At 34.8% G+C, this 11,427-nt stretch carries 10 protein-coding genes; 4 read left to right on the forward strand and 6 right to left on the reverse strand.

Annotated elements, in window-relative coordinates:
• Positions 1-83: 83 nt before the first annotated feature.
• From lrgB to AL499_RS09360, 4 genes are all read right to left on the reverse strand, one after another.
• Entirely contained in the window at positions 84-785 is a 702-nt protein-coding gene (lrgB, locus tag AL499_RS09340; RefSeq protein ID WP_002492514.1) for an antiholin-like protein LrgB, read from the reverse strand.
• Positions 785-1,246 carry an antiholin-like murein hydrolase modulator LrgA gene (lrgA, locus tag AL499_RS09345; RefSeq protein ID WP_002492530.1) on the reverse strand — a complete coding sequence of 154 codons (462 nt, stop codon included), beginning with the start codon at positions 1,244-1,246 and terminating at the stop codon, positions 785-787. Before lrgA ends, lrgB begins: the two co-directional genes overlap by 1 nt.
• A 626-nt stretch (positions 1,247-1,872) precedes the next feature.
• Entirely contained in the window at positions 1,873-2,634 is a 762-nt protein-coding gene (locus tag AL499_RS09355; RefSeq protein WP_002492804.1) for a response regulator transcription factor LytR, read from the reverse strand.
• Positions 2,635-4,389 (reverse strand): sensor histidine kinase, encoded by a 1,755-nt coding sequence (locus tag AL499_RS09360; protein WP_002492853.1) that lies wholly within the window; start codon positions 4,387-4,389, stop codon positions 2,635-2,637.
• A gap of 307 nt (positions 4,390-4,696) precedes the next feature.
• On the opposite strand from AL499_RS09360, the gene AL499_RS09365 reads away from it, so the two are divergent.
• The 4 genes from AL499_RS09365 to AL499_RS09380 all read left to right on the forward strand — a co-directional run bounded on the left by AL499_RS09365 (position 4,697) and on the right by AL499_RS09380 (position 8,708).
• Positions 4,697-6,091: an MFS transporter gene (locus tag AL499_RS09365; protein WP_002478679.1), complete on the forward strand. Its 1,395-nt coding sequence runs from the start codon at positions 4,697-4,699 to the stop codon at positions 6,089-6,091.
• A gap of 182 nt (positions 6,092-6,273) precedes the next feature.
• On the forward strand, positions 6,274-7,206 hold the full coding sequence (locus tag AL499_RS09370; protein ID WP_002492820.1) for a 2-dehydropantoate 2-reductase: 933 nt from the start codon (positions 6,274-6,276) through the stop codon (positions 7,204-7,206).
• 180 nt (positions 7,207-7,386) lie between these two features.
• Positions 7,387-7,653 carry a GNAT family N-acetyltransferase gene (locus AL499_RS09375; RefSeq protein WP_002492797.1) on the forward strand — a complete coding sequence of 89 codons (267 nt, stop codon included), beginning with the start codon at positions 7,387-7,389 and terminating at the stop codon, positions 7,651-7,653.
• A 203-nt stretch (positions 7,654-7,856) separates the two neighbouring features.
• A complete protein-coding gene (locus AL499_RS09380; protein WP_002460327.1) occupies positions 7,857-8,708 on the forward strand; it encodes an NAD-dependent epimerase/dehydratase family protein in 852 nt (283 codons plus the stop codon).
• A 63-nt stretch (positions 8,709-8,771) separates the two neighbouring features.
• Here AL499_RS09380 and yidC read toward each other — a convergent pair whose 3' ends face one another.
• Both yidC and AL499_RS09390 read right to left on the reverse strand, forming a co-directional pair.
• A complete protein-coding gene (yidC, locus tag AL499_RS09385) occupies positions 8,772-9,593 on the reverse strand; it encodes a membrane protein insertase YidC (RefSeq protein WP_002492843.1) in 822 nt (273 codons plus the stop codon).
• Between the two features lie 111 nt (positions 9,594-9,704).
• Positions 9,705-11,216: a serine hydrolase FLP gene (locus AL499_RS09390; RefSeq protein WP_002492815.1), complete on the reverse strand. Its 1,512-nt coding sequence runs from the start codon at positions 11,214-11,216 to the stop codon at positions 9,705-9,707.
• Between the last annotated feature and the right edge of the window lie 211 nt (positions 11,217-11,427).

The raw sequence follows: 11,427 nt of genomic DNA on the forward strand, positions 1-11,427 counted from the left end.
GTCAATCTTTTGGAGCGGTACTATGAATTCATAGTACCGCTCCCATTTCTTCTATATTGAATCAACCGTTTATGAGTTTTTGTTTAGAATAAAATAGAAGCTAGCGGTGGAACAATTGCTACTATAATGACCCCAACGATAACGACTGCAATACTGCCCATAGATTCTTCTGTTTCACCTAAATCTTTGGCTGTTGCAACACCTAGTGTATGTCCGCTTGTGCCTAATGCTAAACCACGTGCAATTGGATTGGAGATTTTAAACCATTTGACAATTTTAGTACCTAAGGCAGAGATAACCACTGCATTAAGAATAACCGCTAATGATGTAAGTTCTTTGACACCACCAATACCTGTTGATACTGGCAATGCAATCGCTGTTGTAGCTGCTTGTGGAAGCATAGAAGCACTTACAGTATTTCCTAATTGGAATAATGTAGAGACTAAGTAAATTAAAATCAATGCAGCAAGTGTACCTAGAGTGATTCCACCAAAAATTTGTAACCAATATTTTTTTAAGACATCACGTTTTTTGTATAGTGGAATGGCGAAGCTAATTGTTGCTGGTTCTAAGAAGAAGTATATAATATCTCCACCGACTTTGTACTGAGCATAGCTTATGCCTGTTAGCTTTAAGAAAGCTATGCCAGCAACCATGGCTACAAATAACGGTGCTAGTAAGAAGAAACCATTTGTCTTTTTATAAAAGTATTGTGCGATTACAAATGGTATTAATGAAACTAATATTCCAAAATAAGGTGTATTGATTCCTAAATGTTCAATCATTAGTGATTATCCCCCTCAACATGTCTAGATTTTTCATTTTGTTCAGCCGTTGGGAACAATGATTTTGTTACCAAGAATTGCGATGCAAAACCAACGCATACAAGTAATAGTAATGTTGAAATAATAATTAATAAGATAATTAGAATTGGATTTTTGCTTAAAATTGGTAAAGAATTAATAACTGAAACACCTGCAGGTACGAATAAGAAACTGATGTTATTCGTTAACGCTGTACCAACACTTTCAACTTGTCCCAGCTTCACAATACCAGTACACAATGCAATAAACAGTAATACTAGCCCTATTACTGAAGCTGGCATTGGAAACGGTATAAAACTTTCAATGATTTTCGAAATAAGTAAAATCACTGCTATTGTTAATGCTTGCTGGAAAAAGTTATACGTTTTAGACACAACAGACTGACCATGAGCCTTTGCTTTATTCACATTTTCATTTGCCATAATATCAATTTCCCCCTGGTTATTAATCTTGATCACATTTTAATATGAAAACGCTTCACTGTGACAAAAACATCCCCGACATACAAAAAACACACCCCCACATACAAAAAAACACACCCCAGATGCAGGGGCCCCAGCAAAAAGGCTTTCGAAAAGAAAGCCGACGGACAACGCAAGCTGGGGAGGGGGCCCCAGCAAAAAGGCTTTCGAAAAGAAAGCCGACGGACAACGCAAGCTGGGGAGGGGGCCCCAGCAAAAAGGCTTTCGAAAAGAAAGCCGACGGACAACGCAAGCTGGGGAGGGGGCCCCAGCAAAAAGGCTTTCGAAAAGAAAGCCGACGGATAACGCAAGCTGGGGTGGACCCAACAAAGTGAAGTGCATTTCAACGTGATAGAGTCCACTGGTATACCTGCCAATCAAAAAAGTATTGTATATAAAAGAAGCACAAAGAGGATTTTTAATTTCTAATCATCTTTGTGCAATTATTTTGGAATTTATGTCTTATCCTGTTCATAGACTGTAAATCTTCACTAAAACAATGTAAAAATATTAACTAAATTAATCCTGTAAATAAGAAAAAACACGAATCAGCGTCTTGCATTTGATTCGTGTGTTAGATTTATGCTTTAATCTATACCTATTTCTTGTTTAAATGTTTTCATATATGATCGGCTAACTTGTAGCTTGATATCAGACGTCATGGTAAGTTGATAAGTATAATTAAACCAATGTTCTACAGTCTTAATATGCACTTTATTAATAATGGTTGAACGATGTATTTTAAGAAATTGTGTTGTGGGTAATTTCTTTTCATAATAATTGAGCTTTTCAGAAGTTTGGTAATCTTGGTTTACTGAATGAATGGTTGTAATGCCATTATTGACGGTTACGGCTACAATATCTTCTACATTAAGCACATGAATGCGTTCATCCACCTCAATCGGCAGTACGGTTTGCTTCGTATGCGTGTTTATATTTTGATGATTTTGTGGTTCTAATTTATTTTTATCTGCCGCTGAATTTACATACTGTTTGGTGCGGGCAATTTTTTCTATCGTCTGTTCAATGCGTTGTTGCTCGAATGGTTTTAATATATAGTCTGTAGCATTTAACTCAAAGGCTTTAACTGCAAAGGTGTCATGTGCCGTTGCAAAAATAATGTAAGGTGCATGTTGCATCTTTTTTATTTTTTCTGCAAGATCAATACCACTTTCGTCCATGAGATTAATATCTAAAAAAACAGCATCAAAAGACGCATATAGTAAATGTTCTAAAGTCTCTGATATATTTTCAGCTTCTTCCACATGTTTTACTGTTGGAATATTATCTAATAAATAATGTAATTCATTACGTGCTAAAGGTTCATCATCTACGATTAATATGTTCACTTAAATATCCTCCTTTTGTTCATGATAAGGAATCATACAACTGACACGAGTTCCTTTATTTGTAGAAGTAATAGAGAGTTGTGAAGTTGGGCCATATAAGCCGATTAATCGACGATTTAAATTTTCTAAACCACTGCCAGTGCCTGTTTCAGAGTTGACGCTTATTTGACCTAACAATGGTATGCGTTCTTTTGGAATACCTTGACCATTGTCAGTTACAGTTAATTGAATCGCATCGTCGTGTTGACTAGCAGTGACGGTAATATGATTATTTGCTTTTCTATTTTTAAACGCATGTTTAATCGCATTCTCCACTAATATTTGAATAATAAATGGCGGTATCAAAATGTGGTGGTATTGTTTATCGATGTGATAATCGATATGAAATCGATTAGGAAAACGCGCTTGTTCGAGTGACAAATATGCTTCAACTTGTTGCAATTCCTTTTCTAATGTGATGGTATTATTGCGCGCACCTTGTAAATTTGAACGAAAGAATTGGCTTAGTTGTAACAGTAATTTACGTGCTTTTTCACTATCAATGCGTACTAATGCTGATATTGTATTGATAGCATTGAAAAAGAAATGCGGATTAACTTGCGCTTGTAATGATTTAATTTCTGCATCACGTAATAATTTACTTTGTGTTTCTGCTTTACCCAGTTCTAACTGACTTGAAAAAATCTCGGCTAAGCCTCGTGCTAACTGCTTTGTCGAATTTGTAACATCGTGTTTGTCTTTAAAGTAGAATTTTAATGTGCCAACGACATTATGATTGGTATAAAGTGGAATAACAATTGCGGCTTCAAGTGGACAATTGTCATGATTGCAACCAATGCCTTCTTTAGATTCGGCTTCTTTTAATTGTCCACTTCTAATCACTTCTTTGGACAAATTTGTAATGATTTCTTTTTTGGCAATATGATGATCACGTCCTGCGCCCACATGTGTTAAGATATCTTTTTTATTAGTGATTGCTACGGCAGAGACATTCATAAGCGGTAAAATCACCTCTGCCACACGTTTAGCAGAAGCTTCATTAAGCCCTGCTCTAAAATAAGGCAGTGTTTCATTAGCTATTTGTAATACATCGTGAGTTTGAACGGCACGTGCTTGTTCTTCTTGTTTCAATGTGGATAAAATAATACTTAAGAAAATTGCGGTGCCAATACTATTAATTAAAATCATGGGTAAAGATATTAATTGTACGAGTTCAATAGCAGCAGTGGTATCTTCTGAAAATATTAATATACATAGCATTTGAATCGCTTCATTGATAATACCGATAACTGCCCCTTGCAGAACCGTTGGATAACGATGATTTTTAATGGCTAAATGTCCGATAAACCCTGATGTTAAACCTATAATAATAGATGAAATTAAATAGGTGTAGGCATCCGCGCCTCCGATATACATGCGTGATAAACCGGATATGATACCTACAAAAAGGGCAACATATGGACCCCCAATTAATCCGGATGCACCTATCGTTAACACGCGTGTATTTGCCATGGAAGCTTCAGAATTTAAATGATAATAAATATTGCTTGAAATAATTTGACCATCTTTAATTTCAATGCCTGTAAAATTTGAAGTAATCGCAAATAGGCCAAAAATAATTAACAATTGCCACTGTGAACGCCATTTTTCTCGCTCTCCCATCATTGTTTTAAAATGACTTGTGTTCATCAATAAATAAGCAATGATAATAATAAGCCCTACACGTTCTAATAATAAAATAAAAAGGTTGAACATTGTGCCATACTCCCAAAAAAATATTTTCCACTTCTAAATAACTGAAAAGTGTTATATAACAGTATTTTAACAGGTTTTTATGCTCATGTGTTAAACAGTCATTGTTTTGTTAACTGTGGAAAATTGAAAATGAATAGAGTAAAATATTTATCTATAAACATATATTCCGACTATTTATAGAAATAATAGTTAACATGCTTTTATAATATAATTAAGTATGTAATTCCATTTAAGCTTTAGATATGATAACGTTTTCAATATACAATCATTCATCTCAGTTTGAAATTTTAGGAGGCAATTTTTTATTATGAACACTTCACAAGAATTTAGGGGAGATAATCGACTGCTAGCAGGTATTATTATTGGGGTCCTCACGTTTTGGTTGTTTGCGCAATCAGTAGTGAGTGTTATACCAGCGCTGCAGTCTTCATTTAATGCCAATATAGGGACAATTAACATTGCTGTTAGTTTAACTTCCCTGTTTGCTGGCTTGTTTGTCGTAGGTGCTGGAGACATCGCTGATAAGTTTGGCCGTGTCAAGATGACCTATTTAGGGCTAGCATTAAATATCGTGGGTTCATTATTAATTATTATTGCACCATTTCCTTGGCTACTTATTACAGGACGTGCTTTACAAGGACTTGCTGGAGCATGTATCATGCCTGCAACACTGGCTATTGTTAACACATACTTTTTAGGTAAAGAACGCCAACGTGCATTAAGCTATTGGTCTATTGGATCATGGGGAGGCAGTGGTATTTGTTCTTTATTTGGCGGTTGGGTCGCATCTACAATTGGATGGCACTGGATATTTATTATTTCAATAGCGCTGTCATTTGTTGCATTCTTTTTAATTAAACATACACCGGAAACGAAAGCTGAAACAACTGGCTCAGAAGTTAAAAAATTTGACGTTATTGGACTAATTTTATTAGTGATCACATTGTTAAGTGTCAATGTTGTAGTGACGCAAGCATCAGATAAAGGACTATTCTCACCAATGATTCTCACATTATTTGTTGTGTTCTTTATAGCGGGCTTTGCTTTTCTTATCTATGAAAATAAAGCTGATAATCCATTGGTAGATTTTCATTTATTCAGAAATAAAGGATATAGTGGTGCTACAGTATCAAACTTTATGTTAAATGGCGTTGCTGGTGGTACGATTGTAGTTATTAATACGTTTTATCAACAAAAATTAGGCTTTACATCAGGACAAGCTGGTATGATTTCTATTACTTATTTAATATCAGTATTAATCATGATTCGTGTAGGAGAAAAGATTTTACAAGCACAAGGTGCTAAACGACCATTGTTATTTGGCAGTGCGTTTACATTTATAGGTTTATTATTACTGTCATTAACGTTCTTGCCAGATATATGGTATATCATTTCTAGCGTTGTAGGGTATCTGCTTTTTGGTACTGGACTTGGAATGTATGCGACACCATCAACTGATACGGCAGTTGCCGAAGCGCCGGATGAGAAAGTAGGAGTCGCTTCTGGCGTCTATAAAATGGCATCGTCATTAGGGAATGCCTTTGGTGTTGCTATGTCCAGCACAATTTATGGCCTATTTGCATCAGCAATGAATTTACAGTGGGGCGGTGCTGCAGGTGTGCTCTTTAACGCTGGAATTGCAGTATTAGCATTCTTTATGATCTTATTACTTGTACCAAAACGCACCAATATGACACCGTAAAAATATTAGTATGGAGCATTTTTATGAACATCATTGAGGCAACGACTTATAAAATAAGTGTTGTCTCAAAATTTTTAGTCCATTTTATCTAAAAATTAAGAATATTATGTTAATGTTGTTGACGCTAACATAGTTAAGTAGTATTTTAAAATTAATTAAGGTGAAAGAAGGAGCATACAAACATGAAGATAGCAATTGCAGGATCTGGTGCTTTAGGTAGTGGCTTTGGCGCTATGATGTATAAACAAAATTATGATGTGACATTTATTGACGGCTGGGAACCACAAGCGCAAGCTGTCAAACAAGATGGTTTACATATCGATATTAATGGGGAAGCAAATCATTTAAATATCCCAATGTATCACGATACAGAAATTCCTAAAGGTGATCAGTATGATGTCATCTTTCTATTTACTAAATCAATGCAACTAAGTGACATGTTAGAACAGATTAAGCCACATATTCATGAACACACGATTATGGTTTGTACGATGAACGGATTAAAACATGAAGATGTCATCGTTAATTATGTAGATGAAGCACGCATTGTACGTGGTGTGACGGTGTGGACAGCAGGCCTTGAATCACCAGGACATACACATTTAATGGGTGCTGGACCAGTTGAAATTGGCGCATTAATACCTGAAGGACAGGCAAATGTTGATGTTGTTTTTGATATTTTGAAACATTCAGGATTAAATCCATTGAAAAGCGAAAATTTACAACAATCGATTTGGAAAAAGATTTGCGTAAATGGAACAGCAAATGCACTATGTACAGTCTTAGAATGTCGTTTGTCAACATTAAATGCGAGTGAATATGCACTAAATTTAGTTTATAAATTAACGCAAGAAATATTAGCAGTGGCAACCATTGACGGGGTACATTTAAACGTAGATGATATTTATGACTACTTAGTGGATTTAAACCATAAAGTAGGACCACATTTTCCTTCGATGTATCAAGATTTAATCAATAATCAACGTCTTACAGAAATAGATTACATCAATGGGGCGGTTGCACGATTAGGACAGGAACATGGTATCGATGCACCTGTGAACCAATTTGTAACGAACTTAATCCATGCTAAAGAGAGCCAACGACAAGCGAAATAAAATCACTAATGAAAGACTGAGACCAAGCATTATAATTAATTACCAATTGATAATGTGTATGCTCAGTCTTTTTTACAAAAGGAATAGACGATGGAAGAACTGATATATCGAGTGATAACTAAGAATCCTGAACGATAAGTTTTACTGCGTTATCTTTATGATCCATATGATTCATACGTCGTGGGTTATTTAGAGGGAGAAACGTTTATCACCATTGCAGTGATTGACATGCGAAATACGCATTTCTATGAAATTAAAAATATTGCTGTTGACATCAATTATCAGCACCAAGGGCTTGGTAGACGTTTAATGGAACAAATTTTTACTGACTATCGTGGTACGACAATGTATGGTGGTACAAGTGATAGTCCTGTAACACAATCATTTTATCGTAGTCTTGGTTTTAAGTATGTTGAAACAAAGAAAGTTTTTTATTACCAATTATGACTATCCAGTTTGTGATAATGGAGTTCAGCTGTTTGATATGTTACTATTTAAAAATCAACTTTAATGTATGCATATTACATTATTAATTTTAAAAAATGTTTTTAAACACAATGTGCACATGTGAAATGTAACTAGTGTTAACTTTAATGCTGCAACATATTGTTGAGTGCTACGATGATAAAATAAGGACGAGGTGACGTCATATGGTAAAAATATTTGTAACAGGTGCGACAGGACTAATTGGTACAAAATTAACGCAACGTCTATTAGAAGAAGGGTACGATGTAGCTGGCTTTACGACTTCTGAGCAAGGCAAGCAAAGATTAGAAGCTGCAAATGTTAAAGCATACATTGGAGATATATTAAAAGCTGACACGATTGAAGCAGCGATTGCTGACTTTCAACCCGAAATAATTATTAATCAAATTACAGATTTGAAAAAGGTTGATATGGCAGCAAATACAAAAGTACGTATTGATGGCTCTAAAAATTTAATTGATGCTGCATTAAAACATCATGTGAAAAAAGTCATTGCCCAAAGTATCGCATTTACTTATGAACCTGGAGAAGGTTTAGCTACAGAAGAGACACCATTAGATGATCATTCTACTGGTGATCGTAAAATTACGGTTGAAGGTGTTGAAGGTTTAGAGGAACAAACAGCACGTATGGATAATTATGTAGTTTTACGCTTTGGTTGGTTATATGGTCCAGGAACATGGTATGGCAAGGATGGCATGATTTATAATCAATTTATTGATGGTGAGGTAACATTATCAGATGGTGTGACGTCATTTGTTCATTTAGATGATGCTGTAGAAACTTCTATCCAAGCAATTAACTTTGCTAACGGTATTTATAATGTTGCAGATGATGAACCGGTCAAAGGTTCTGACTTTGCACAATGGTATAAACAACAACTAAAGGTTAATCCTAAAGTGAATATTACACCTGCAGAGCCATTCGAACGTGGCGTATCAAATGAGAAATTTAAGTCACAAGGTGGCACGCTACAATATAAATCATGGAAAGATGGCATGAATCCAATTCAATAATTAAGCGAGATAATAGAAAGCACGCGCGTCTTCGGTGGAGGACTTGCGTGCTTTTTACATATGTCAGTGTTGTGAAGATGTTTGATCACGTTGGGCGATGTAGTTTTCAAGTTGTATTGCTGCCGCTTGAGCTTGTTTCTTATATCGACGATGGCCAAAATGAGTCTGTACAATTAAGAATGAAGCACTAACAACCCAATAGAGACTAATAGCTGCAGCTGAATGCAGCGAAGCATAAACGATGAATAAAGGAGAAAGCACCATCATAGTATAATAAGTTTTGCGTTGTCCTTTAGGATAATGGATTGCATTGACCAGTGGTTGAATGAAGTAAAGTAAACCAGCTAACAATGCCAACCAAATATCTGGATGCATGAGGTTAAACCATAAAAAATGTGGATGTTGTGCCAATGCATCAGAGGTTGGATGCTTAATGCAAGCTAACAATCCTAAAATGATTGGAATTTGAATAAAGATTGGAAGAGATCCTAAAATACTTTTAAATGGACTAATACCATATTCTTTATATTTAGCTAACAACAATTGATTCGCTTCTTTACGAATCTCTGGCGTTGAAGCTTGGCGCATTTGTGTTTGAATGTCACTTATTTCATCTTGTACGATGGCACGTTTTTCTCGTAATGTATGCATTTGTTTCATTTGATTTAACATTAACGGTAACAGAATGGAACGAATAATGATGACAATGAGAATAATTGCAATACCATAGCTGTGAAAGAGTTGACCTATGCTGTGTAACAGCCAATCAATAGGTTTAACAAATACATAAAAAAAGAATCCCGTTTGATGTTGTTTTTTTGAATAATTACAGCCAGCTAGTAGCAGTATGCAGCTAAAGAATAAGAGTCGTGTATGTTTATTCATTGCTAAGCTCCTTCAACAAATAATTGTTAAACATAGCATAACACAAAGATTAAAAAAATAACTAAACCTAATTAATTTTTATTTCAAATTAATTAGGTTTAACGATAAAATTTATCTTTTTTTCTTAGAGAATAGCATTGTTACTAATGTGATAGTAGCGCATAAGATAGTGAGCATAACAGACCACAATGCCAGTTTGGCATGCAGTGGTAACCATACCATGATAAAGTCCCAATTGGTGTTGCCCATAACTAAATCTGGTAGCAAATAGATAGCTGTCATGAGACTAATAAAGACAGCCATAATAATTAAAAAGTAACCTAAAAGTTTCCATTGAACATGAATGACAAATGTACCGTGATAGATATTGATTATTCGACGTAACATGTAAAAAGCAATGGCAATTGTGATGAACAGACTTAAAGTGATAATGACGTAAGAAACTAATGAACTTTGATTAATTGCATTTTCAATTGTTGTGTAATTTTTGTTATTTAAAATTTGACTGTTCAAATCTTCAGCTATGTCAGGTGTTTTATCTGAATAGGCATTGGCCAGCACAACAATGCCATAGTTTTTCTTTTTATTTAGCAAGATATACGATGAGAAGTTCTCAAGGGTACCAGGATGATATACAATTGTATTTGCTTCTGAGTCATCAACGAACCAGCCAGTTGCATAACTAGGCGCTTTATTATCGTCTGCCGTTTTAACTTTCGGCTTATGTGAAGACTGAACTAAAGATTGCGTGGCTTGTGTTGGGTTAAGTTGACGGCTCATCCATGATTCTAAATCTTTTGTACTAGATACCATATAAGCGGCTGGGCCATCACCAACATTATATTTAGGATTATCTTTTACGGCTTTGCCATGCTTGATTTCATAACCTTGAGCTGTTGAACCTTTTTTCTCGGTATCACCTTTAACATAGGTTTGATGCATATTGAGTGGTGAGAAAATTTGGTTTTCAAGGTAACTAGAATAAGATTGGCCTGAAACCTTTTGCACAATTAATCCCAAAATGTCGTAATTCATATTTGAATATTCAAATTGATCACCTGGTTTATTATTGAGTTCACGTCCTTTTATGCTATCAACGATACCACTTAGACTATCATTTTTACTGGTAATGGTGTCATTATCTGTAATATCTCCAGGAATGCCACTCGTTTGTGCAATCAACTGATTTATCGTGATATCATCTATTCTCTTATCTTTGTATTTCATATAAAAACCAGGAACATATTTAGAAACTTTATCTGAGAGATGCAGTTTGCCTTCATTTTCTAATTGTAAAATTGCATAGCCTGTAAAAGCTTTTGTATTTGAAGCAATTTCATAACGTGTTTTCGGTGTGGCTTTTACCTTAGTACTGGTATTTGCATAGCCATATCCTTTATTTAAATAGACTTTATTATCTTTCATAATCAATACAGATAGTCCGGGAATATGTCCACTATCCATTTCACTTGTGATAATTTTATCTATATAATGTTGTGATGACTTAGATAACATCGTTTCTGTCTTCTTCTGATTAATATGGTGATTGATTATCATGGCGATCGTAAGTATAGTGACCACCAAGATGGTTCCGCCTAAAAAGGCAAATATTTTCTTCTTCAACGTGATTTACCCCTAATTATGCTAAATTATTGCACTCAACTCATTTTAAAATATATGCTCATTATAACAATTTTAATTATAAAACGCGTAATAAAGGGCTTCATATATTGCTAGCAATTATTTTATAATATAAAAACAATAGTAAAGCAGTTAAATATTTATGGCAATTTGTAACAAATTGGGCAAAAATATTTATTAAATTTCTATGACA

Source organism: Staphylococcus lugdunensis (genome assembly GCF_001558775.1).
GTDB lineage: Bacteria > Bacillota > Bacilli > Staphylococcales > Staphylococcaceae > Staphylococcus > Staphylococcus lugdunensis.

What these genes read in the sequence shown, in the direction of transcription:
- lrgB (WP_002492514.1), bottom strand. Translation starts at nt 785, where the DNA reads ATGATTGAACATTTAGGAATCAATACACCTTATTTTGGAATATTAGTT.
- lrgA (WP_002492530.1), bottom strand. Translation starts at nt 1,246, where the DNA reads ATGGCAAATGAAAATGTGAATAAAGCAAAGGCTCATGGTCAGTCTGTT.
- AL499_RS09360 (WP_002492853.1), bottom strand. Translation starts at nt 4,389, where the DNA reads ATGTTCAACCTTTTTATTTTATTATTAGAACGTGTAGGGCTTATTATT.
- AL499_RS09365 (WP_002478679.1), top strand. Translation starts at nt 4,697, where the DNA reads ATGAACACTTCACAAGAATTTAGGGGAGATAATCGACTGCTAGCAGGT.
- AL499_RS09370 (WP_002492820.1), top strand. Translation starts at nt 6,274, where the DNA reads ATGAAGATAGCAATTGCAGGATCTGGTGCTTTAGGTAGTGGCTTTGGC.
- AL499_RS09380 (WP_002460327.1), top strand. Translation starts at nt 7,857, where the DNA reads ATGGTAAAAATATTTGTAACAGGTGCGACAGGACTAATTGGTACAAAA.
- yidC (WP_002492843.1), bottom strand. Translation starts at nt 9,593, where the DNA reads ATGAATAAACATACACGACTCTTATTCTTTAGCTGCATACTGCTACTA.